The sequence below is a fragment of the Leptolyngbya sp. Heron Island J genome, assembly GCF_000482245.1.
Taxonomy (GTDB): Bacteria; Cyanobacteriota; Cyanobacteriia; order Phormidesmidales; family Phormidesmidaceae; genus Leptothoe.
The window spans coordinates 21,809-47,315 of the sequence record NZ_AWNH01000008.1 but is presented as its reverse complement, the minus strand read 5'-3'; the positions used below and the strand labels follow the sequence as shown (position 1 = coordinate 47,315).

The following is a 25,507-nucleotide window of genomic DNA, read 5'->3' as shown; positions in this document are numbered from 1 at the left end:
TTGCGTGGCTCCTCAACGGATAACTTGGAGTCTTGAAACCATGGATGAACGTTTGCAAGTTCTATTCATTGCCGATTCAGAAACGGATCTGCTGCCGATATTGCAAGCGTTGCACAGCGGTGGACTTCATCCTATTTGGGAATGGGTCAGTACCGCTGAGTCCCTGTACCAGGCTATTACTGGCCGTTTTTGGGATGTGATTATCTCAAACTATAGCTTGTTGGAGTTAAACGTTCTGACCTCTCTGGCTGTAGTTGAGAGTAGCCAGCTCAAGATACCGCTGATTGTTATTTCGGATGTAGGTGGTGAACGTTTAGCAGTGGAGATGATCAAGGCGGGTGCCTTTGATTATTTAGTAAAGTCCGATCTACCCCTGTTGCCAGACATTGTCCAACAGGCCACTAAGGGGCTTGAAAAGCGCTTAGACTATCAGCAGACTTGCTTAAATTCTTTGGCAAGAGAAACAAACTACCGTTCTATTTATAGAAATGCGGCGCAGGGTATTTATCAAAGTACCCCTGATGGTCAATATTTGATTGCCAATCAGGCTCTGGCCGAGTTGTATGGCTATGCTGATCCTGAGGCATTAATCTCTCAACTGAATACAAGCAAACACCAAATTTATGTGGCCCCTGAACGACGTGATGAGTTTGAGAAAATCATTGCAGGGCAGGGATATATCTTTGGATTTGAGTCAGAAGTTTATCGCCGGGATGGGACAACTCTATGGGTGTCTGAAAGTGGGCGACTCGTGCTCGATGAACAAGGTCAGCCCAGTTATTATGAGGGATTTGTTCGCGACATTAGCGATCGCAAACGCCTCGAAGCTGTCCGTCGCCTTAGTGCCGCTCGCACAAAAACATTCTTTGAGCAAGCAGCCGTAGGTCTGGTCGAATCCAATACGCAAACGGGGCAGTTGACCCTGGTAAATCCCTATTTTTGTAAAATGCTCGGCTATAGTCGGGCAGAGCTGCTGACGATGACAGTTCAGGAGATCAGTCATCCTGACGATGTAATCACCTCTATTGAAACCGTACAGCAGCTGTGCTCAAGACAGCTTGAAAGCTATAAGTTCGAAAAACGATATATTCGCAAAGATGGTAGCTCCTTTTGGGCTGAAATAACTCTCAATTTTGTCAATCACGATGGCAGTGAACGCAAACGCTGTCTGGCAATTGTGCAAGATATTAGCGATCGCAAACAAGCTCAAAAAGAGCGAGAGAAATTTTTCAACTTATCTCTTGATCTCTTATGTATCGCCAGTTTAGACGGTTACTTCCTAGAAGTTAATCCAGCCTGGGAAGGCGTTTTGGGGTACAAAACCGAGGAATTAGTCCACCTTCCCTTTATTAACCTCGTGCATGCTGAAGATCGAGCAGCCACCATAAAAACATTTAACTGCTTAAAAGATGGAGATATTGTTCTAGATTTTGAAAATCGTTATCTCTGTAAAGATGGCTCCTATCGATGGTTAGCATGGCGCTCCATACCTGATACAGAATCAGGTATTGTTTATGGAATCGCCCGTGACATTACCAATTTAAAGAGAACTCAGCAACACCTTCAACATCTAAATAAAGCGCTAGAAGTTAAAATTGAAGAACGCACAAAAGCCCTAGCGATGACACAATCAGCTGTTGATTTTGCAGCTGACTGTGTGTATCTGATTCGCTCAGATGGTAGTTTTCACTATGTGAATGATACAGCTCTTACTAAGCTGGGTTATGATCGCGCAGAGTTTCAAACACTCAAAGTATGGGATATTAATGCTACCGTTTCACCAGATGACTGGAACAACATTTGGCAAACCATCAAACAACAATCTGCATTAACGCTTGAATCATTTCATGCTACGAAAGCCGGGCAGGTATTCCCTATTGAAATTAACACAAAGTATTTTGATTTTGATGGTGAAGAATATTGTTTTTCATTTGTTAGAGACATTAGTCAAAGAAAACAGCTCGACACCGAACGTAAGTTAGCAGAGGCAACGATTCAAAAAGAAAATAAGTTTCGTCAGCAAATCCTCGAAAATATGGCTGAAGGGCTCTGTGTTTGTCATCAAATCCATGAGTCTCCGTTTATACGCCACACAGTCTGGAATCGTAAAATGAAGCTGATCACAGGGTATTCCCTGAAAGAAATCAATCATTTGGGTGTCATTCCTGGCTTAGTTCCTGAAACAATGCCTCAAGCAGCCTATGTCAACAGCTTTATGCAGCAGTTGCAGACAGGAAAAGCTCCTACCACTATAGAAGCTCAAATCCAGCGTAAAGATGGCCAGCACCGTACCGTTGCTATCTCTATATCTGTTTTATCCGACTTTGAGGGGCAATTTACGGTGTTGGCCATGATGCAGGATATTACCGAACGCAAACAGAGTCAGCAAAGCGCTCGGTTGTTAGCCAATGTAGTTGAATCAACCGATGATGCCATCATCACTAAGAACTTAGATGGCATCATCACCAGCTGGAATCCAGCCGCTGTTGACTTGTTTGGTTATACAGAAGCTGAAGCCATCGGACAATCCATAGGAATTCTGTTCCCCCCCGACCGTCTTACTTTGGAACCTCAAATCCTGGAAAATCTCAGACAGGGAAAACGGATTAATAATTTTGAGACAATTAATCTCCATAAAAATGGGACTCCTATAGACGTTTCTGCAACAATTTCACCCTTGAGAGATGAAACCGGCAAAGTAGTCGGTGCTTCAAAAATTGTTCGCGATATTACCAGACGGAAACAAGCGGAGCTAGAACTCCGACTGACTAACGAAGAGCTGATGCAGGCTACCCGTCTTAAAGATGAGTTCCTGGCCAATATGAGCCACGAGCTACGCACCCCGCTTAACACGATTCTAGGCATGACCGAGAGTTTGCAAGAGCAGGTATTTGGCCAGATTCATGAACAACAAATTAAACCATTACAGATGATCCGGCGTAGTGGCAATCATCTACTAGAACTGATCAATGAGGTTTTAGATGTTGCTAAAATTGAGTCTGGCCAGATGACGCTAGATCTCAAACCAACAGCAGTCATCCCTCTATGTCAATCTAGTCTCGATTTTATTCAACAACAAGCTAACAAAAAAAATATTCAGATTGAAGCTCTATTTCCATTCTATGCACCCACCGTCCGGCTAGATGAGCGACGTATACGACAGGTTTTACTAAACTTGCTTAGCAATGCAGTGAAGTTTACACCCGAAGGTGGACGTGTGACCTTGGCCGTTAGTCTGCACAATCCAGCATCCAGCAAAGCTCAGCTCCTGCGCATTGCTGTTAGTGATACCGGCATTGGCATTGCTCGTGAGGATATTAACAAGTTGTTTCAGCCCTTTATCCAGATCGATAGTGCCTTAAACCGTCAATACTCAGGTACTGGTCTAGGGTTGGCTCTGGTCAAGCGACTTGTTGACCTGCACGGTGGAGACGTAAGAGTTACCAGTAAAATCGAGCAGGGCAGTTGTTTTACCGTTGATCTACCCTGCATCAATACATCTAACGATGACCCAGCAAAACCTCTCCAAACATTTTCTAAGGATGATGGTGATCACCCCACATCCTCGGGCATTTCTTTAATTATATTGGCTGAAGATAAAGCCGCTAATATAATCACGATTATGAGCTATTTGAGGGCTAAAGGCTATCGCATACGACCTGCAGCAAACAGGCAGGAAGTGATCACACTCAGTCAGTCTGAAGTGCCAGACTTGATCTTGATGGATAGTCAAATGCCAGGACCACATAATCTAGACGTAATTCAACAGATCCGCCTGGTTCCAGCATTGATCACTGTGCCTGTTATTATCCTGACGGATCCAGTAATGCACAGTGAACAAGAGCAATATCAGAAGCAATATCAGACTATCGGAGTCTATCAACATCGCAAGCAACCCTTTAAGCTCACACAGTTGATCGATACCATTCAACAGCTTTTACATTAGGGCTGAGCTCATCCAGATGATGATGTCAGCGCCAAGACAGGTCACCACAGATATCCGCATCTGTATACAAAATATCAGGATTAGTAAAGTTTTTATAGCTTCTCGCTAACATGTGTCATCCGCACTGGAAAATTAAGGATTTTTCACGATAATAGTGAGATGGCCTGGCGTAAACCAGTATTTAAGACAGTGTCTATCGGGAGATTAGCGAGTGACAGTCCCAACTATTTTGATTGTTGATGATGAGCCAGATAACTTTGATGTTATTTCTATCCTTTTAAGCAATCAAGATTACGAGTTCCATTACATTGGTAATTCTCAGGAAGTCATCGCTTCCCTTGACATTGTTCAACCTGACTTAATCCTATTAGATGTAATGATGCCGGGGATTAACGGCATTGAGCTGTGTAAACAGATTAGAGCAATCCCCGCATGGCAAGCTGTCCCAATTACGATGGTGACAGCCTTAACCGGGAAAGATGATTTAGCATGCTGTCTGAATGCAGGCGCTGATGATTTTATTAGTAAACCGCTAAATGGATTAGAACTTCGAGCCAGGGTTAACTCGATGCTCCGGATTAAACATCAGCATGACAATCTACAAACCCTGCTGCAATTTCGAGAAGACATGGTGCATATGCTAGTTCACGATTTACGTAATCGTCTAACGGATGTTTTGCTAGGTGTCGAATTTCTCGAGATGGAGGTGAATTCATCAATGCGACAGAGACTCGAAAAAATTTACGAGTCAGCTCAAGGATTACAGCTTTTGATCGATGATTTGTTAAAGATTGCATTATTAGAATCTGGCAATATTCGTCTAAACCGTAGAAATGTAGATATTTGTCAGCTAGTACAATCTGTGATGGATAACTTTAAAACGATTGCGACTCAGAAAAACCAATCGCTCATTAGCCAATTTTCCAGTACCTTAACCAATGAGATTCTGATTGATGCAACCTTAATGTATCGGGTGTTAGACAATCTCTTATCCAATGCCGTTAAGTTTGCTCCAGCAGATAGTGACATCATTATCAAAATAGACAGCAATCAAGCAGAGAAAGTGATAATCCAGGTAATTGATTCTGGTCCTGGTGTGCCTGAAAAACTACAGCAAAAGATTTTTGAAAAATATGAGATTGGCACTTTGATGCCTAATGTGTCTCAAATCGGGTTAGGGCTGGCCCTATGTAAAATGATTGTCCAGGCTCACCAGGGTGAGATCTATGTCAAAAGCAATAAGCCACAGGGAGCTATCTTCGAAATTATCCTCCCCCAAACTCTGCCAATCGTAGCAACAAGCTAAGTTAAATTATCTCCGGCAAAGCCAGAGGCTTAGGTTCCCGCGCTTAAATAATTCTCCTGTTACCCCATCACGCCTCCACCCAGCTATGGCCTCAACCTGGGACTTTATTTTTGGGCAATCCCCTGATTATCTGTTAGCTCCTCAAAGGGGCAGGTTCATGAGGCATGATGATTAAACCCAATCAACTAGGCTTCAATGATCAACTGCTTTGCAACCGTAGCCCGTGGCTTGGAAGAGCTAGCTGCCCAAGAACTAGAACAGCTAGGCGCAGCAGGCGTAGAACCAGGCTTCTGTGGCGTCAGCTTTCGGTGCGATCGCACCCGCCTCTATATTATTAACCTGTGGGCCAGACTGCCTTTTCGTATCCTGGTCACCATTAGCCATGTACCCTGTCGCGACGGTGAGGCCCTCTATCACGGCATTCACGGTATCGACTGGGATCGCTATCTTTCTCCAGGCCACACTTTGGCCGTCAAAGCCACCGGTAAAAATCAGCGTCTTAACCACAGTCATTTCACCGCCCTGCAGGTCAAAAATGCCATCGTCGACCAGCAACAGGATCGCCATGGCGAACGCTCCGATGTAGATACGGAATATCCTGATGTGCAGATCAATGTGCACATCAAAGACAACAAAGCGACGGTAAGTTTAGATAGCTCTGGTAACAGTCTCCATCGCCGTGGCTACCGTCCTGCCATGGGTACAGCCCCTTTAAAAGAATCTCTGGCAGCGGCCCTAGTGCAACTGACTGGGTGGTCTGGTGAGGTGGCATTTCTCGACCCTATGTGCGGTTCTGGTACGTTACCGATTGAGGCCACACTGCAAGCGTTGAATATTGCCCCTGGGTTGTTTCGAGATGCCACCAGTCAGGGATTTGGGTTTCAAACCTGGCCTGATTATGACAAAAACCTTTGGCAGAAGCTGGTGGCAGAGGCTAAAAAACGGCAGAAGGCAGAGCTAGGGGTGCCGGTGGTGGGGTGCGATCGCGACCTGGACATCCTCAGCGATGCTCGCACCAATGCTGATTTCAGCGGTGTTGCCGAGCATATTGAATTTAACTACACTGACTTTGCCGATATTGAAGCCCCTGCCGACAGCGGTATCCTCATTTGCAATCCCCCCTATGGAGAACGTCTGGGCCAATCTGAAAATCTGGCCCCATTTTATAAACTCATGGGGGATATTCTCAAACAGCGTTTTAAGGGTTGGACCGCCTATATTCTCAGTGGTAACAAAGCACTAACCAAGTGTATCGGTCTCAGAACGGCCCGGAAAATCCCCATTTATAATGGTTCTATTCCCTGTCAGTTTTTGAAATACGAAATGTATTAAAAAATGCTGTACCCACTAATTTCTTTCCCCATAAGCCTTATCAGATGTCTGAATTGATACAACATGAAGCATGATTACGCAAGTCAGATGGCAGAATCTCTCTTAAAACTTTGAGATAAAAGCCAACAAAAGTTGGTTTTTTAGTGCATGATATCGGACAGGCAATAAGCATTTGCATTTTCATGCGTCTGTATGACGGATCAATTTTTTGACAAGCCGATTCTCAATTCTCCTTACGAGTATCCTGCTTGTCACTGGGAGCTAGATAAGGATGGTCAACCAACCAACACGATCATCACTCTTTGAGCGGGTTGGTGAGGATGGTAAAGTGACGCCCTACCCAGAACGCTTAGACTTATTTCGCAACACAGATAAGTATGGCAACCCATTAGCCCGTCCGCGAACGCTACTGATTGACAGTGAGCAGCTAGAGTCTGGTGATGCACTGGATAAAACGTTTTGTGCTGAGGCTTCTGAGGAAATCGAACGGTTTCGACAAGATCTGGTGCAACGTAGCGGTGACCAGGCCGCTGGCCAAAACATTAGCGAACAGGACTTGCTGCGGGAAGTGATGAATACCGTTGGCAAAGAAGGCCAGCTGGGGGAGTCAATTCGCTGCGTGGTGTCGGTATCCATGCTGACTGAGGGATGGGACGCGAATACGGTGACCCATGTTTTGGGTATGCGTGCGTTTGGCACGCAGTTGCTTTGTGAGCAGGTGATTGGTCGAGCGCTGCGACGGCAGTCCTATGACATCAATGAGGAAGGCAAATTCAATGTGGAATATGCCGATGTCTTGGGTATTCCCTTTGACTTTACAGCGAAGCCTGTGATCGCGAAGCCGGTCCCGCCCAGGCAAACGGTGCATGTGAAAGCGGTATGCCCAGATCGCGACCATCTGGAAATTCAGTTCACCCGAGTGGATGGCTACCGGGTAGAACTGCCAGATACTCGACTAACCGCTAAGTTCAGTGCGAACTCAGTGCTGGAACTGCCCCCCGCTATGGTCGGTCCTTCAGCCACTCGTAATAAAGGCATTATCGGTGAAGGGGTGGATTTGAATCATGCCAATTGGGTGGTGTGCAATAGCGATTGGGAATCGGAGTTTTGCCGGGTAGCTGAAGCCCACCCTCGGGTGCGGGCCTACGTAAAGAATCACAATTTGGGCTTGGAAGTACCGTATCGGCTGGGATCTACGCCTAAAAAGTATTTACCTGATTTTATTGTGCAGGTGGATGACGGTCGTGATGATCCACTGAACCTGATTGTGGAACTTAAGGGCTATAGGGGTGAAGACGCCAAGGTGAAGGCTGATACCATGCTGCGTTACTGGGTGTCAGGAGTAAATAACCTGGATAGCTATAGCCGCTGGGCATTTGCTGAGTTTACCGAGGTTTTTGAGATTGAGTCGGACTTTAGCAAGCTAGTTGAGACGGGGTTTGATCAGCTAATTGGTAATACGGTAAATGAAGCAGGCAATGGTGACCAGCCGCAATCAGGTTAACGTCTGGGATTGCTTTTTACAGGAAAACTATCGTTCTCAAGTTAGGCAAGGTTTATACCATTTGAGTAAGAGCAGGAGGGCTAACAAATGACTATCGCAACACCACAGACAAAAACCTACACCGCTGAGGAATATCTGGCTTTAGAGGTGAAATCAGAGACACGCAGTGAATTTCGCAATGGAGAAATTGTTGAGATGACAGGGGGAACACCTGAGCATAATGAGATTATCCGAATGTTTGTTTTTCTGCTAACAGCGGCATTGCGAAGGCAACCTTACAGCATTTTTGTCACTGATCAAAGGCTTTGGATTCCCGATACGAACTTATACATCTATCCAGACGTGATGGTGACAAAACGTCCACCAGACCTGAAGCCAGGGCGAAAGGACACGGTGATGAATCCTATTTTGATTGGGGAAACGCTCTCAAAATCTACTCAAAATTATGATCGCGGTGACAAGTTTGAGGCCTATCGCACCATCGAGAGTTTTGAGGAATATGTGCTAATCGATCAGTATCGGCCCCAGGTGGATCATTATGCCAGGCAGTCGGCAGACCAGTGGTTATTGACTAAGTATCGGGGGTTAGAGGCTAGCTTTCGACTGGAATCTGTTGGTGTGGAGATAGCCCTGGCGGAACTCTATGAAGCGGTAGAATTTGATGAACAATAATGCAGTCCACCACCGACCAGTCACCAATCCCCCCTTTCTAAGGGAGATCTTGAGTTAGCGGATAATCTTAACTCAGGAAAAAACAATGCGAAAACAGATTATTGAATACACCTCACCTATTGATGCCCTAGTTTCGCTCACAAATCAGCTCTACGAGTATGAAATCCAATATAAAATGGACTCAGCAGAGTTTTTTACCAAATATAGCCAGGGCGAAACTTCCGATTATGAAATTTTTGTCGAATGTGCTGGAAACTATCAACACTATCTAGCCATACACCAACAATTAACTACCAGCCAGTAAAATACTGCACAATACTTTTGCGTAATACTTTATCTCTAAGATCGAAGCGATCAAACAAGTATGAGATGTATTAGGATTTCAGCTATCTCATAAAACTAGCGTTAATACAATCCCTAAGATTTGGCACAATAGCGGGGAGCAACTCACGAGGCCAGGGCTCATGGAACCCGACACCATCACCTTCAGTATCGTCATCACCACCTACAACCGATTAGAGCTACTCAAACGCGCCATCGCCACCGCCCTCGACCAGACCATCCCCTGTCAAGTCATCGTCGTTGATAACGCCTCCACCGACGGCACCCAGGAATACGTCAAAAGCCTGGGTGAGCGTGTGCTTTACCACCGTAACGCCACCAACACCAACCACTCCGGCGCAGTCAACGCTGGCGTAGAGCAAGCCACCGGCACCTGGATTAAGCTCGTCGACGACGACGACTACCTGGCCCCCAACTGCATCGAAGCCATAACCCAGGCCATCCAGCAACGTCCGACGGCGGTCATTTGTTCTTGCCAGGCCGCCCAGGTCGACACCAATGGCCAGGAACTCAGCCGGACCCCCATCACCGGACCAGGCCAGGCGTTTTATATTCCCCAGGCCGATATCCATTACGGCATGTTTTTAGAAGTCGTCCCCTTTGGTACCCCGATCCAGGTGGCTGTCCGCCGCGACGCTTTTCTTAAATCAGGCGGCTGGGATCTATCTATGACCGGCTTTGACGATATCGACTCCTGGATTCGCGTTGCTGACTACGGCGATGCCCTATTTATTAATCAATGTCTGGCCTATCGTACGGTCTGGCCAGGCGGTTATGACCAAAAAATCACCCTACAGCGCCGCCTCGATACTAATATTTTGATCAAAGAACGCATCTACCAGCATGTTAGCCCCAAACACCAGGACAAACTACCCACCCTCACCACCATCCGTCAATACCTCAGCCTTCACTGGATGATCGTCGCCCTCAAACAAAAACAATTTCCCATTGCCCTCAGCTTTAGCATCCCTGCCATCTTCTCCCCCAAAGCCTGGCAGCTGCTCCGCCAAGCCGTAAATTTTCGCAAGCAAAAAACCACTCCACCCATCGCCAAACTAGTACTTGAGTAATTCATAAAGTTCAACAAACTCCTCTACTTTCTACTCTCTGCCCTCTTCCGCCCTCCCCTCCCCTCTCCCATGCTCATCTCCCCCTCCCGCTATCAAGTCGGCGGCAGTCTTCACGCCCAGGCCCCCACCTACATCAAACGCCAGGCCGACGATCACCTCTACGAAAGTCTGGGTCGAGGAGAGTTTTGCTATGTGTTTAATACACGGCAAATTGGTAAATCTAGCCTGCGGGTGAGAACTAAACATCGGCTCGAACAGGACGGTGTCCGCTGTGCCTCCATTGACTTGACTAACCTGGGCAGCGACAATATCACGGCGGAAAAGTGGTACATGGGCATTGCGGCAGAATTATGGCGGAGTTTACAGCTCAGCGGTGATTTTCAACAATGGTGGCAACAGGGGGATAGCCTATCGGCAGTACAGCGACTGGATCACTTTATGAAGGATGTGATTCTGCAACAGCTGGTGGCGGAAAAGATTGTTATTTTTATTGATGAGATTGATAGTGTTCTGGGGCTCCCCTTTGCGGCTGACGACCTGTTTGCACTGATTCGGTATTGTTATAATCAGCGGGTCGATAGCCCAGATTACCGTCGTCTTACCTTTGCATTGTTTGGTGTAGCGACTCCAACGGACCTTTGCCAGAATCCAAATCGTACGCCGTTTAATATTGGCACGGCGATTGAACTGAGCGGCTTTACGGTTGCCGAGGCGATGCCTCTGAGCGACGGGTTAAGGCCAACGGTAGCCAATGCGGATGAGACACTAGAACATATTTTGGCCTGGACCAATGGCCAACCGTTTTTGACTCAAAAACTCTGTCAGATGGTGGTGACGAATCTGTTGCCCCGAACAGAAATTTATGCGGAACCGATCTGGGTGGATGCGCTGGTGCGATCGCAGCTGATCAAAAACTGGGAATCCCAAGACGAACCGCCCCATTTACGCATTATCCAAGATCGCCTGCTCGCTCGCCCCCAACTGATTAGCCGTTTGCTGGGCCGCTACAAAAAACTGTTATCAGGTCAGCCCCTATCCCTCGAAGACAATCATCTACAAGAAGAGTTGTTACTCTCGGGTCTGGTGGTCAAACAAGCCGGGCAGCTCACCATCCGCAACCGGATTTATCGAGAAGTATTTAACACCCACTGGGTTGACTATCATCTAGTGCGCTTACGTCCCTATTCCCAAGCCTTTGAAGCCTGGATTCAATCGGGGCAACAGGACCGCTCCCGATTGTTGCGGGGGCAGTCGTTAACAGAAGCCCAGGCCTGGGCCAAAGACCAACAGCTCAGCGACCTGGACTATAAGTTTTTAGCAGACAGCGTTGCCGTAGATCGGCAAGAGGTACAGCAGGCATTGGAATCGGAACGGCTGAAAGAACTTGAAGCCCGCCTCGAAGCCCAACAACGCAATGTGACTTTACAACGCTTTTTGTTAGTGGGCATGGGAGTCGCCTTTTTGAGCATTACCAGCATCGCTATGCTGGCCTATCGCCAGTCTCGGCAGACAATGTTAACTCGACAAGATAATCAAAACAATCAGGCGCTTTCCATTAGCTATTATTCCGATGCGCTATTTAACCAGGACGATCGGCTGCAATCCTTACTGGAAGCAGTGCGGGCCGCCCAGCAGCTGCAGCGTTTACCCGTCCCTGAACCGAGGGTAAAACAACAGGTTGAACAAACTCTGCGGCGCACCCTCCAGAGCATTACCGAAGCAAATCAGCTGCGGGGTCATGGTGCACCTGTCTACGGTGTCGCCTTTAGCCCCGATGGCCAATACCTGGCCTCAGCTGGCTGGGATAATACCCTGAAGCTCTGGCACGCCAACGGTCAGCTGATTACCACCCTCAGCGGCCATACCAATGCGGTTTGGGATGTTGCCTTTAGCCCCGATGGTGAATATCTTGTTTCCGCCAGTGCTGATACCACCGCGAAAATCTGGCCCATCAGCTACGACAACGACATTCCTACAGTAGTAGCACCGCCATTGACGCTGCGCAGCCACGAGGGGCGAGTCAATGCCATAGACATTTCCTTGGATAGCCAAACCCTGGTGACCGGCGGTGAAGATGGTCATCTGAAATTCTGGGATAGAACAGGTGAACTGTTATTAGATATTCCAGCCCATGAGACCAGTGTTAGTCAGGTGGCCATCAGTCCCAATGGCTTAATATTGGCCACCGCCAGCGCAGACCAGACCATTAAGCTCTGGGAGGCCACTAGCGGAAAGCTGTTAAACGAACTCAAGGAGCATCAGGCACCTGTCTACGGTCTGGCGTTTAGCCCCAATGGCGAACTGCTGGCTTCGGCCAGTGATGATCAAACCATTAAGCTGTGGCAGCTGAACGCGGATGGCAGCCTCAATACAGATGCTGAAAAAGATGCTGAAAAACCCACCGGGGAAAGCGCGACTATCACCTTACAGGGCCATCAAGATCGGGTTTGGCAAGTAACGTTTAGCCCCGACGGTCGACAGCTAGCCTCAACCAGCCTGGACAATACCATTAAACTATGGACCAGCAGCGGCACCCTGGTCGCCAGCTTAGATGGCCATGATGCAGGCACCTGGGGCATTGATTTTAGCCCCGATGGTGGGATGTTGGCCTCCAGCAGTGACGACAGTACGGTGCGGCTGTGGCGATTAGATAAAATCCCACAAACCCTCCATGGCTATGAAGGTCCGGTGACCAATCTGGCCTTGAACCAACAGACCATCGCCGCCGGTAGCTGGGATAAAACAATTCGGCTATGGAACTGGCAGGGCAACCTCAGGACTGTTTTGGAGGGCCACACCGACCGCATCTGGCAGGTAGCCTTTAGCCCCGATGGTCAAACCCTGGCCTCTGCTAGTTGGGACCAAACCGTTAAACTGTGGCGGCCTGAGGGAGCGTTGTTACAAACCTTAAGGGGCCATCGCGATCGCGTCTGGAGCGTCACCTTTAGTCCTGAAGGCGATGAAATTGCCTCCGCCAGCTGGGACCAAACCATCAAAATTTGGCGACCCAATGGCGACCTGATGCACACCCTACGGGGCCATCGCGATCGCGTCTATGGCATTGCCTACAGTCCGGACGGCGAGTATCTGGTGTCCGCCGGTTGGGACCACACGATCAAAATTTGGAATCGGCAGGGGGAGCTTCGTAAAAGCATCCACGGCCATCGTGCCCCCGTTTGGAGCGTCGCCGTCAGCCCCGACAGCCAGACCATTGCCTCCGCCAGTGCCGATCATTCCATTAGACTATGGTCGATTACCGGGCAGCCCATCGCCGTCCTGGAGGGCCATCGCGGCCGCGTTCACAATGTGGCCTTTAGCCCTGATGGCAAATTGCTAGCATCAAGCAGCTATGATCGCACTGTACGTATCTGGCGACAGGACGGTACCCTAGTTACCACCCTATATGGCCACAACGGCGCGACCTGGGGCGTCGCCTTTAGTCCCGATGGTCAAACCCTGATTTCCAGCGGCGATGATCGCAGAATCATCCTTTGGAATTGGCAGGATAATCGTAGCTTCGAACAGCTGCTCGACGATGGCTGCCGCTGGCTTGACGACTACCTGAGCTATGGTGCCAATCTATCGGATGCGGATCGCCAGCTATGTAGTGGGGGTATCTAGAAAGACGGTTAGAAAGTTCTTTTAAATTACTTTTTTCACCTTACACATTTTCCGTGTTTTCCCTTAAATTGCTTTCATGGTGAGTTAGTTCATAGGATATCTTTTGATTCACACCCTAGTCGCACACGGGTTTGCAGTCATTAGAGAAATTAGATTATTACCGCAGCTGAGCAAAATTCCCTAGGGAAGCTTTTTGCTCAAGCTTGTCGTTTTTGTAGTTATAGTCTCTGCTTTTGAGAGACTCTCTGCCCACGTTCCCAAAATCGTATCAATATTGCCGTCAGTATTACCAAGCGATTGGCAGGATCACAGGAGATAAGATTATGAAGGCTATTGCAATTGTTGGAAGTACTGATCAGTCTCAAACACTACTGGCAGATTTGTTGCACTGGCACGGGTTGTCAGTCTTTCAGGTGGATATTAATCAGGCATTGCTGCCAGTGCTAAGCTTTGTTTCACCTGAGTTAATTATTGTTGAGTCGGCAATTGTCTCTACGGCGGAGGCAGTGTGCGATCGCATCAAGTGCAGCACCGTTTTAGGCAATGTACCGGTCATTGTCTGTGCCGACCATGATACTGACCGTAGCCGTCCAAGCGGGGCCGACGCCCATCTCTATGCCCCTTACACCGCTGAAGACATCTTCGCCCACATTCAGGCCCTGCGACCGCTAGTCACGCCCCTGGACAGCATTGCGGCCCTCAACCGCTCCCTAGACGTCAACCCGTAAGTCGCCCGCCAAAATACTGTCTGTACAAATTACAGCTAGCGGTGGCGGTATTCCCCACCAGGGTAACCAGCCCCATACTTTCCAAACGATAGGCGGTCATGGGCTCTAGTTCTGCGGCCGTCTCCTGTTCAATCACTCGATAAAATGTACGCGCCAAATTCGGTTCAGCCTCAAAAATGGCTAAATAGCTACGTAGATGGTCGCTATAGATCCCGCTTTGTTGAGGTGCTTCATCGAGTAGCTGCTTCAGATCCATCTTATGCACACTCAAGTTGTACAGAGCCAGATGGATCAGATATGGATGCCCTTCCACTAGAGTATGGAGCGAGATTAAGCCATGATCCCAGCCAATCCGATAGCGCTGGGCCAGCTGCTGGGTTTGCTCTAGGGTAAAGGCCGGTAACCGCAGCGGCAAACCCACATTAAACGGCGATTGATGGATTTGTAGCGGGATAAAAGCCTCAGTAGCATAGGCAACCAACAGTCGGAGATAGCCCCACTCAGTCAAATTTTTGGCTTCCTCGTGCCACACCCGCAACATAGGCAAAAATTCCTGGGCCATGGTGGGATGCTCAAACACCGCCTGGAGATCATCGATCACCAATAAGAGCGGCTGCTGCAGCGAACTGAGCACACTCATTTGCATATAGTTAGTACAGCTGACCTTACTGCCTAGATCCATGTTCCACACATCATCTAGCTGCACCGTCAGTTTGAGCTGCTGGGCAATGTTGGCACAAAACCAACGTAAAAATTTATCAAAATTGGTCAGTATGCCCCCATCCGCCTGCCGGAAATTGAGCCGCACGACTTTGAAATTAAGGGTTTGAGCCTGGGCCACTAAGCGGTTAACCAGGGAGGTTTTACCCCAACGTTCCGGGGCACGTACCCTGAGTAAGGCACCGGGTTTTAACAATTCCCCCATGGCCTGGGTTTCCACCGGAGGCCGTTCAATGTATAGGGGAGAGCCTAACGGCAGAGGGCTTCCGGGGAAGGTGGTATCCGCTTGATCCAGGCCAGGCCACCAGGGTCCGGGCTTTTCCGGCTGATGCAGCTGATAGGCCTGCTGCCGTAAAACCGCATGAATATTCTTTTTTGTAACTCGCTCCCCCAATACGTGGGAAATTTTTTGCCAGAGACGAGAGCCCGTAACCCTGACATAGTCAGCATCGTAGCCCTCAGTGGCAGCAATTTGCGCGTAGGTTGAACCTTGCCAGCATCGTCTAAAAACGACCTCTTGGATAGCCGTTAACCGATACGGGGAAAGGAGTTTGTCGACCAGTGTGATGGCATCTTCAGGAGACATGGGCCGCCACCATCAATAAGATGTATAGGAAATCACTGTTAGTGGGTATTGCTCCTATTAACCATAGACATTAGGAAGCCACTAATATATCAGGCTGCTTGCGTCCTATTTTGTCATCCAGTGTGTAGTTTTGATACGGCATTTTATGGAAACCTTTGTGGGATAAGCATTTAGTAGTTATTCATTAGCCATAGGTCTAGCTTATCGGACTAAACCTATCAATATAAATAAGGGGGGACGTTTTAATGGACTTACGGACATTCTTAGAGTCAGCTTGACTAATGATGCTGCAAATGAGTCAAAGGGTAGGCGAGAGCCACTACATAATAACGAATGGGCAAGCTAACAGATATTTGCAAAGGTTGAGGGAGCTCACGTAAAAATGAAAGGCGTCACGCTCCCTACTCTGGTTTTCCCTCCTATTACTCTTCTTGTGCGCTAAAAACATTTAGTCTAGACTATCTTATCTCTTTTTAGCTGATCAGGGAGATAAAAACAACAGTCTTTTGCTTCTATAGAAATACTGAGAAATAAAGTAGCTATCGGACATTAGATTATCTCAGTGGAACCGTCAAACCCAGCTTTGATAATAAACAGACTTATCCCACCTTTGTTCTCTTTTAAAGCAACAGGCTTAGGAAGATTATTTTCAGCGTGGTCAGAGATGTAGCTATACACCGTTTCTATACCCACAGAATTGGGAAGACTGATGGCGGGCTATCCGATATGAGACTTAGGCCCAACGAATAGTGCTCTATGGGTATGCAACATCTTTTTATTATTGAAGACGACCAGGGTAAACGGGCGGTTAGTTTACAAGCTGATTCCGGTTCCATTGGGCGTGATGCCAGCAACTCAATCGTCTTACACTCCAAAGAAGTGTCCCGCCAGCATGCCATTTTACTAAGGGTGATCCACCCTGGTCAGGACGATTATGGGTTTCGCATCATTGACGGGAATTTGCAAGGTAAACCTAGCACCAATGGGCTATTTGTCAATGGTCGACGCTGTAGTTCCCAAAACTTGCACCACGGTGATGAAATTGTGTTTGGGGCCAACGTCAAGGTTCGCTACCATACAACTGTCGAAGATGAGAACATGCAGTGGTTGCTGTCCGGTGGCGAAGACGCCGCCAAATATATGGCTACCTTGATTGCAGCCCCCGTAGATGCATCGCCTGTTCCTGAGTCAGATCGGATACAGGATGCTGCGATTATCCGATTGGCCTCCTTTCCTGAGCTTTTCTCCCACCCAATTATTGAGCTATCTCTCACGGGTGAGCTGACCTATCTCAACCCTGCTGCCGTCAGCCAATTTCCCACCATCAACCTGGCCAAATTGAGTCATCCGATCTTAGATGGAGTTATTGACACTGTTAAAGCCCATGAAAAACACAACTTTATTCGCAACATCTCAGTGGGCGATCGCATCTTTGAACAGACGTTTCACTACATCCCTCAAAGCGACCTGATTCGTTGTTATCTAGTTGATATTACAGACCGCAAACGTGCAGAAGCTGAACTCCAGCTCCTGCACGACGAGCTAGAAGCCCAGATTAAGGAGCGCACCACCCAGCTACTGGCTACAACAGAACGGCTAAAACAAGAACAAACCGCTCTCCAGGCCAGCTATGCTACTAATCGGGCACTGCTTAATGCAATTCCAGACCCTATGTTTCGCATTAGCCACAGCGGTCAATTTGTTAACTTTAGCGAACCCAAACACCATACGCTTCCCTTTTCCCCCGCTAGCTGTCTACATCATAATTTGGCAGATGTGCTAACACCATCCGTAGCAGACGCCATGCAGCAGCGCATCAATCAAGTATTAACAACTGGAGGCATTGAAATACTTGAGTTTCAGCTCACTGCCGACGACAAAATCCTCCATTTTGAAGCACGCATTGTCCACAGTGCCACTCAAGAAGCTATGGTGATTATTCGCGACATCACTAAACGAAAACAAGTTGAAACAGAGATCCGTTACACCCTAGAACGAGAGCGAGAGTTAAATGAGATGAAGACGCGGTTTGTGTCGATGACATCCCATGAGTTTCGCACCCCCTTAACAACAATTTTGTCATCAGCAGAGTTGTTGGAGCACTATGGAAACAAGTGGACTCCTGAAAAACAGCATCAGTATCTCTATAAAATTCAAACAGCCGCTACCCATATGACAGAGCTGCTCAATGATGTACTCCTAATTAACAAGGCAGAAGCAGGTCGTATCGAGTTTAATCCACAACCGTTGGTGTTAAATGATTTTTGCCAGGAAATTATTGAGGAACTGCAGATCAGTACAAACAGACACACCCTGGTGTTGCGATCGCAACTCTCCAGCACTCCCCATCCGATCGACCGCAAACTAATGCGTCATATCCTGACCAATCTACTGTCCAATGCCATTAACTATTCTCCCAATGGTGGTGAAGTCCTGGTGACACTAGACACCGCAGACAAACAGCTTGAACTCAGAGTGCAGGATCACGGTATCGGCATTCCCGAAGACGCTCGATCTACACTGTTTGAATCATTTGTACGCGGCCCTAATGTCGGTACCATTTCAGGTACCGGATTAGGATTAGCCATCATCCAAAAATCTGTTGAACTTCACCAGGGTCACATTACCTTTGAAAGTACCGTTGGCAGCGGTACCACATTCATTGTCACTCTTCCCATCCTCACCTCTGGTAACCCTACAGCTTTCTCGGGCAATCTGGTAAAAGCCTAGGGAACGACTTGTGTATCTACTTAGAAATGTCACGTTTACAAAAAAAATATGGTTAAGTTACTCATAATTGAAGACGAAGTAGAAATCCGAGCAAACCTGCTAGAGCTGCTCAAATTGGAGGGTTACAGCGTCGTCGGTGCAGACAACGGTATGACTGGTCTAATCGGGGCCATGGAACATACTCCAGATTTGATCATCTGTGACGTAATGATGCCCAAACTAGATGGGTATGACGTGTTACGCGCTCTACGACAGGAACCCAAAACCATGGGAATTCCCTTTATTTTTCTGACCGCACTGACCAATAAGAGCGACATTCGTCGGGGTATGGTGTTAGGCGCTGACGACTATCTAACCAAACCCTTTACCCGTTCAGAAGTCCTGAGCGCTGTTGAAAGCCGTTTACAAAAACAAGCGATTTCACAGGCTCAAATATCAGAGTTACAAAAAGAGAGCCAACTGCTACACGCAGGATTAAATAACGACCAGACCGCTTTACTCAAAGATATGAGACAACAGTTAAATGATGCTGTTGTCAAGCTAGACATTGTTATCAATACTCTTAAAACGTTGCCTCCCTCTGAACAGCGTGAGCGCAGTATTGCTCTGGTACAGAACGTCTGCGCCGCTGAAATCAAAATGTTGGGTCGAGTTCCCAACCTTGAGTACCTATTGGAAACAACTTTGACTTAGGAATGAGGATTCAATTAGGTCCTATCTTTTACCGTGCAGGGGTTCCATGGAACGCCTCTGCAAACAACATGTTTGGGGATCTGATAAAATCCTGATCCCTTAGCTAAACTTGGAGCCTGCAACAGCTACAATCACAATCACAATCACCAACGCCCCAAGCATTAAAAGTACGGTTGAATACATAATTTAAAGGCCTAATTCTTCTGTAGCAGGTTATACCATTTACTACAATATCAATATTTCCCACGTTTGTCAGGTCTTCATCAAATTGAAGATTGCAGCTTTATCATGTCTTTTTATCCGTAGAACCCAACACTGTAGATGCTTTCGCTACCCGCGTCAGCGACGGGTCATTCTCTTTTCCTTGTGCTGCAAAATGCTCTAACAACAGTCGGTGAACAAACATATAGCCACCCCCGACCTTTTGCAAAAAGATACTGGCCACAGCATAGTCTAAAAATTTACTGTAGTTCCAGGGAGTGGCTCCGCTCATGGTCAGCATCATCCTGAGGAGAGTGTGTTTAATCAACGCCTCACCGCCGCCTGCAGCAAAGCCAAACGCCAGACCAGTAGCGGCCCAGAACGACGCTTTAGTATTACCCAACAGAAATCCAGGTACATAGAGAGTGACCATGGATACCAGGGCAAAGAGGGTAGAATTGCGGACAGACTGCCAGATCCCCGCGTTGGGTCGACTAGTATTCCCCACCTGTTTCCCACTCAAGCCCCGAATCAGGCCAAACGTCAGACCGAGGGTGGCACCAAACGCTAGGCCAATCAGGCTGTGGTTAGCAAGACAGGTGCCATTGAGTAGACAGGGACCATCGCCAAATATAAACCCAAAACCAACTTTAAGACTCCAGCCGATGGGCGGCCCCAGGGTGAGACCCAACAGCAAATTATTGCGCGCCTGTCGCCACGACCAGCGCAGGGTTTCAGCTGGGGTAATACGACTAACACCAAAGATGCGACTGCAAATGAGCCCCCCCAACACCACCGCCAACAACAACCGATCGGGAGCCAAGACCTGGGCTCCGAGCAGAATTGCGATCGCAAAAAAGCTACACCACAACCCCGCCACATATACCCATCTCAGCCCAGGCTGCAGCCAATCCGGTTGTATGCGCTCAATCAAAAAGACAGTCTGGGACGTCATGACCAATCGCTGCGCCAGAGACCGGAGCCATCCCTTAATTTGCTCAGGCCGATAGGCACCGGGCGGACGTCGCTCCAACATCCGCTGAATATAGGCATCAAACAACTGATGTTGATAGTCACGGTAGTCTTGATGCTGACCCAGGCGTAAAATCTCTGCTGAAGATACACCTTGATAGGTCAGCACCATAATGTTTAAAATCAAGGGCGAGCGCGCCAGGGACCGCAGAGAAGTTGTCGTATCTTGCACAGCCGCATTCTGTTCCAACAACGACTTTAGTCCCGTCAATCCCTGATCTGGACGATTGAGATAGGTCAAAATCTGTTTGTCTGTCAGAGGGCGTAAGTAAAGCGCTGCCTGGAACTGTAGCTTATGGGGAAGAATCTCATAGTCACGAATGCGACAGCAAACCACCATCTCGGGACCATAGTCTTGATGAAACTGATTGAGAGCCGCCACACAGGCAGCTCGACGGCCGAACCCCACCTCATCTAGACCATCTAACAACAACAGCAACTGCTGTTCATCCACCCAGCGGCGGCCAATGGCCTTAGGTACCTGATATTTACTATTCAGCTCTTTCACCAGCCACGGTTCAATGGGACCATTGAGCCACGACGACAAATTAAAAATTACCGGCAACCGCTGAGACGGTCGCTCTAACAACTGACGCGTCAGACTCAGCAGCGTTGTCGTTTTACCCGCCCCCGGCTCACCCAAGATCAGCAACGTCCGCCCCTCACCAATGGCCTCAAATACATGACTGACCTGAGTACCTGCTGGCAAAGGCTGAGGCGACTGCCCTGGAGTCCCATAGGTAATCTGCCAGGGAGGCGCGATCGCATCAGGCCGTTCCTCTAAACCAAGATGCAGCAGCACCTGACCATGGAGAGAACGATCAAGCACACCCTCAATCCAAAAGCGACGCACCTTATTCAACAACGCCTGCCGATTCCGATCAGCCTGTTGAGAATAACCAGACGCAGACGGAACCGTAGGTTGGGTTGAACTCCTGAAACCCAACGCCCCCGCCCCCAACTTCCCACCAGAAGCATCTCCCAACAACATCGTCGCTTGAGTCGACCTCCCTGATTCACCCTCTCTCCCACACAACGCCCGCAGCGCTGCCGCCGCCGTCCCAAAACGCTCACGATGATCCAAACACACCAGCCGATCAATCACCCCAGCCAGCCAGCCCGGCACCCTCACCCCCACCCCAGCACAGGTCACCGGCATCTCAAAACCCATAGGATGACGACCCGATAGCCCCTGGAGAACAACCATCCCCAAGCTATACAAATCACTACCAAAACACGGACGAGCCGCCTGCTGTTCCGGAGCCATATAGCCCAGAGAACCAATCGCCACCGTCAGATCGCCACTGGGTGCCGCCTGCAGCGCCTTCACCGCCCCAAAATCAATCAGCACCAGCTGTCCGGTCCCCTGCCGCCGCAAAATATTACTCGGTTTAATATCCCGATGAATCACCTGTTGACTATGGACAGCCGCCAGCACCGTCAGCAAATCCTGCAGAAAGGCAATCGCCTGGTCCACACTGAGCCTGCTCGTCCTAAACTCATCCGCGAGAGACTGTCCGGGAATATACTCCTGCACCAGGTACAGCTCCCCCGCTTCCTCAATGTGGGCCAGCAGTCTCGGAATTTGAGGATGTTCCCCCAACCGATAGAGCGTTTCCGCCTCCAGATTAAACAACCGAGTCGCTGTCTCTAACGCCTCGGTATGGATCGGATTGAGCTGTTTAACAACACACAGAGGGCTGCCCGGTAATTGCTGATCATGGGCCAGGAAAACTTTACCAAACCCCCCCTGACCCATAAATTTTTCAATGCGATAGCGATGTGCCAGGAGTTGACCCATAGTCAGAGTTTGGGTGAGTGCAACTCTATCTATACCCCACGTAAGGACTCATAATGCAGCAGGAACCAATCATAGGTTTTGGCAATCCCGTCTTTCAGCGACGTTTGCGCTTGCCAGCCCAGGGCCGTCAGCTTGGCTGGGTCCATCAGCTTGCGGGGAGTACCATCGGGCTTACTGCTATCAAACACAATCTCGCCTTCATAGCCCACCACTTCCTTAATAGTCAGGGCTAGTTCCTTAATCGAGACTTCCTTGCTGCTACCGATATTGACAAATTCAGTACCGCTATAGTTATCCATCAGGAATAGCAAACCATCCGCCAGGTCATCCACATAGAGAAACTCACGCAGGGGGCTGCCGCTGCCCCAGACTTCTGCCGACGGCTGGTTGGCGAGCTTGGCTTCGTGGAATTTACGCATCAGGGCTGGCAGTACGTGGGAGTTGGCCAGGTCAAAGTTATCGTTGATGCCGTACAGGTTAGTGGGCATAGCGGAGATAAAATCTACACCATACTGCCGACAGTAGTTTTCACAGAGTTTGAGCCCCGCAATTTTTGCGATCGCATAGGGTTCATTGGTCGGCTCCAGCGCCCCCGTCAGCAGGTGTTCTTCCCGCATCGGCTGTGGCGCTAGCTTCGGATAAATACAGGAGGACCCCAGGAACAATAGCTTTTTAACACCAACCTTGTAGGCACCATGAATCACATTGGCCTCAATCATCAAGTTGTCATAGAGAAACGAGGCGCGATAGGTGTTATTAGCATGGATACCACCGACTTTAGCCGCCGCCAAAAAGACATAGTCAGGTTTAGTCGTCTCAAAAAACGCCTCCACATCAGCCTGACGGCACAGGTCCAGCTCTTTGCTACTTTTAAGAATTAAATTTGTATAGCCCCGGTCTTTGAGCGCACGAACAATTGCACTACCAACAAGGCCATTATGGCCAGCAACGTATATCTTGGCGTTAGTTTCCATAATGGTGATGATATCGGTAAAAAATGAATACGATTGCTGATCTAGGGAATGAACCGATCTAGAAGCGTTGCTATTCAAAAGCTGCTCATATCTAAAGCCATCCCAAAAATCAGCAATGCCGAACCAATATAGGTGGCTGCCATTCTAAGTTTATCCTCAGCTGACAGGTTCTCCTGAGTGGACAAATGACTTTAATCAAAGCCAGGGGAAAACCACCTATTTACTTTATTTACCCTTCACTCGGACAGCCAAACTTCAGAACATTTTCGGATAAAACCCTCAGAATGCTGGAGCCGACCGCATGGCGAACGGGGATGGACTACGGGCAGCACTTACAAAAATAGCCTGGCCTCCTCGTTTAAAGAAGCCAGGCTATTAATGATTAGGCACAGAGTCCTCCCCTTACCAAGCTACTGTGTATACATATCTAGAAGATTAGACTGAAAAGTCGCTCTAGGTACTGCATTGGCCCTCACCCTAAATCCCTCTCCCTGTGGGAGAGGGACTTTGATCTGACTCCCCTTCTCCCGTGGGGAGAAGGGGGTGGGGGATGAGGGCCTCCGACAAATGACGCAACTCTCCGATTAGAGATCGCCAAGCCTCTTAAAACAGTAGTTTATTTGTCTGCACACACACCTTAGTACTTGTAGCTATCTGTCTTGTAAGGACCTTCTACAGCCACATTGATGTAATCCGCCTGGGTCTGAGTCAGTTTGGTGATCACACCACCAAAGCCTTCGACCATATAGCGAGCCACTTCTTCATCAAGGTGCTTCGGTAGTACCTCTACCGTAATTGCATTGGCCTTCTCGGACTCTGACAGATCAGCAAACTTACGCTCAAACAAGAACATTTGGGCCAGTACCTGGTTGGCAAAGGAACCATCCATAATCCGGGAGGGATGGCCGGTGGCGTTACCCAGGTTGACCAAACGACCTTCGGCTAGCAACAGCAAAAAGTCTTGAGGATCATCACTGCGATACACCTTGTGGACCTGAGGCTTCACCTCTTCCCACTGCCAGGCTTTACGCATATAGGCCGTGTCGATTTCGTTGTCGAAGTGACCAATGTTGCAAACAACTGCGCTAGGCTTGAGCGCTGCCAGCATATTGGCATCACAGACATTGACATTGCCGGTAGATGTGACCAACAGATCGGTAGTGGCCAACAACTCTTTGTTAACGCTAGCAGCAGTACCGTCGTTGACACCGTTGATGTAAGGCGAAACGACCTCATAGCCATCCATACAGGCTTGCATGGCACAGATGGGATCAACTTCAGCCACCTTGACGATCATGCCTTCCTGGCGCAAAGACGCGACTGAGCCCTTACCGACATCGCCGTAGCCAATCACCAGGGCTTTTTTACCGGCCATCAGGTGATCGGTACCGCGCTTGATGGCGTCGTTGAGACTGTGGCGGCAGCCATACTTGTTATCGTTTTTGGCCTTAGTGACTGAGTCATTGACGTTGACCGCCGGAATCTTGAGTTCGCCTTTTTCCAGCATTTCGTAAAGGCGATGCACACCGGTAGTGGTTTCCTCGGTCACCCCGTGGATATTGGTGAGCATTTCGGGATAGGTTTCGTGGATGTAGCCGGTGAGGTCACCGCCATCGTCCAAAATCATGTTGGCATTCCACAGTTCGCCTTCAGGGGTACGACAGGTCTGCTCAATGCACCACATGTACTCTTCTTCAGTTTCACCTTTCCAGGCAAAGACGGGTACACCGGCTTCGGCAATGGCGGCGGCGGCATGGTCCTGGGTTGAAAAGATGTTGCAGGACGACCAGCGGACTTCAGCACCCAGCTCAATCAGGGTTTCGATCAAAACGGCAGTCTGAATGGTCATGTGGATGCAGCCGATGATCTTGGCTCCAGCCAGGGGCTTGCTTTGGTTATACTTGCTGCGAATAGCCATTAGGGCTGGCATTTCGCCTTCTGCGATCGCAATTTCCTTACGACCCCAGCTAGCCAGATTGATATCAGCGACCTTATAGTCCCGTGTAAGTAAATTTGCGCTCATGATTTCCTAGTGCTTAATTTGACAGACGTGATCTGACCGTACATTTCATTATGCCGCCAGACCAGTTTATAAGCAGCCGCTACACCGACTGCTCATGTACGTAAAGTTGTCCAAACAGGCCAGCTGTCGTCGTTGCTGCTTGGGACGATGAACCGAGCGCTTAAAAGCGTCACCGATCGGCAGCTTGCCAATCGAGTCAGACCGAGGAGCAGCAACGACAAACATC

General features: G+C 48.7%; 16 protein-coding genes. 11 read left to right on the top strand and 5 right to left on the bottom strand.

Going from position 1 to position 25,507, the window contains the following annotated elements:
* Positions 1 to 40 precede the first annotated feature (40 nt).
* The 9 genes from N836_RS72710 (at position 41) to N836_RS41295 (ending at position 14,521) form a co-directional block, all read left to right on the top strand.
* Entirely contained in the window at positions 41 to 3,946 is a 3,906-nt protein-coding gene (locus N836_RS72710; protein WP_023070381.1) for a PAS domain S-box protein, read from the top strand.
* 211 nt (positions 3,947 to 4,157) lie between these two features.
* Complete coding sequence (locus N836_RS41330; protein WP_023070380.1) at positions 4,158 to 5,252, top strand: hybrid sensor histidine kinase/response regulator; 1,095 nt, start codon at positions 4,158 to 4,160, stop codon at positions 5,250 to 5,252.
* Between the two features lie 195 nt (positions 5,253 to 5,447).
* The gene (locus N836_RS41325) at positions 5,448 to 6,584 is read left to right on the top strand and encodes a THUMP domain-containing class I SAM-dependent RNA methyltransferase (RefSeq protein WP_023070379.1); all 1,137 of its coding nucleotides are present in this window, start codon (positions 5,448 to 5,450) and stop codon (positions 6,582 to 6,584) included.
* A 271-nt stretch (positions 6,585 to 6,855) separates the two neighbouring features.
* Entirely contained in the window at positions 6,856 to 8,088 is a 1,233-nt protein-coding gene (locus N836_RS77350) for a restriction endonuclease (protein WP_023070378.1), read from the top strand.
* Between the two features lie 87 nt (positions 8,089 to 8,175).
* The gene (locus N836_RS41315) at positions 8,176 to 8,760 is read left to right on the top strand and encodes a Uma2 family endonuclease (RefSeq protein WP_023070377.1); all 585 of its coding nucleotides are present in this window, start codon (positions 8,176 to 8,178) and stop codon (positions 8,758 to 8,760) included.
* 85 nt (positions 8,761 to 8,845) lie between these two features.
* Positions 8,846 to 9,064, top strand: a complete 219-nt coding sequence (tumA, locus tag N836_RS41310; protein WP_023070376.1) for an antitoxin TumA — start codon at positions 8,846 to 8,848, stop codon at positions 9,062 to 9,064.
* 160 nt (positions 9,065 to 9,224) lie between these two features.
* Positions 9,225 to 10,172 carry a glycosyltransferase family 2 protein gene (locus N836_RS41305; protein ID WP_023070375.1) on the top strand — a complete coding sequence of 316 codons (948 nt, stop codon included), beginning with the start codon at positions 9,225 to 9,227 and terminating at the stop codon, positions 10,170 to 10,172.
* A gap of 69 nt (positions 10,173 to 10,241) precedes the next feature.
* Positions 10,242 to 13,793 (top strand): AAA-like domain-containing protein, encoded by a 3,552-nt coding sequence (locus N836_RS41300; protein WP_023070374.1) that lies wholly within the window; start codon positions 10,242 to 10,244, stop codon positions 13,791 to 13,793.
* Between the two features lie 323 nt (positions 13,794 to 14,116).
* Positions 14,117 to 14,521: a hypothetical protein gene (locus N836_RS41295; RefSeq protein ID WP_023070373.1), complete on the top strand. Its 405-nt coding sequence runs from the start codon at positions 14,117 to 14,119 to the stop codon at positions 14,519 to 14,521.
* Here the strand turns inward: N836_RS41295 and N836_RS41290 are convergent.
* Positions 14,511 to 15,827, bottom strand: coding sequence for an AAA-like domain-containing protein (locus tag N836_RS41290; protein WP_023070372.1), 1,317 nt, complete (start codon positions 15,825 to 15,827; stop codon positions 14,511 to 14,513). The genes N836_RS41295 and N836_RS41290 overlap by 11 nt on opposite strands.
* Before the next feature lie 756 nt (positions 15,828 to 16,583).
* On the opposite strand from N836_RS41290, the gene N836_RS41285 reads away from it, so the two are divergent.
* Complete coding sequence (locus tag N836_RS41285; RefSeq protein ID WP_023070371.1) at positions 16,584 to 18,557, top strand: ATP-binding protein; 1,974 nt, start codon at positions 16,584 to 16,586, stop codon at positions 18,555 to 18,557.
* Between the two features lie 48 nt (positions 18,558 to 18,605).
* Complete coding sequence (locus N836_RS41280; protein ID WP_023070370.1) at positions 18,606 to 19,250, top strand: response regulator transcription factor; 645 nt, start codon at positions 18,606 to 18,608, stop codon at positions 19,248 to 19,250.
* 286 nt (positions 19,251 to 19,536) lie between these two features.
* Here N836_RS41280 and N836_RS72705 read toward each other — a convergent pair whose 3' ends face one another.
* The 4 genes from N836_RS72705 to N836_RS76255 all read right to left on the bottom strand — a co-directional run bounded on the left by N836_RS72705 (position 19,537) and on the right by N836_RS76255 (position 25,506).
* Entirely contained in the window at positions 19,537 to 22,284 is a 2,748-nt protein-coding gene (locus N836_RS72705; RefSeq protein WP_023070369.1) for a protein kinase domain-containing protein, read from the bottom strand.
* A 29-nt stretch (positions 22,285 to 22,313) separates the two neighbouring features.
* The gene (fcl, locus tag N836_RS41275; RefSeq protein ID WP_031291289.1) at positions 22,314 to 23,258 is read right to left on the bottom strand and encodes a GDP-L-fucose synthase; all 945 of its coding nucleotides are present in this window, start codon (positions 23,256 to 23,258) and stop codon (positions 22,314 to 22,316) included.
* A gap of 637 nt (positions 23,259 to 23,895) precedes the next feature.
* Positions 23,896 to 25,281: an adenosylhomocysteinase gene (ahcY, locus tag N836_RS41270; RefSeq protein WP_023070366.1), complete on the bottom strand. Its 1,386-nt coding sequence runs from the start codon at positions 25,279 to 25,281 to the stop codon at positions 23,896 to 23,898.
* 66 nt (positions 25,282 to 25,347) lie between these two features.
* Positions 25,348 to 25,506 (bottom strand): hypothetical protein, encoded by a 159-nt coding sequence (locus N836_RS76255; protein WP_023070365.1) that lies wholly within the window; start codon positions 25,504 to 25,506, stop codon positions 25,348 to 25,350.
* Position 25,507 lies beyond the last annotated feature (1 nt).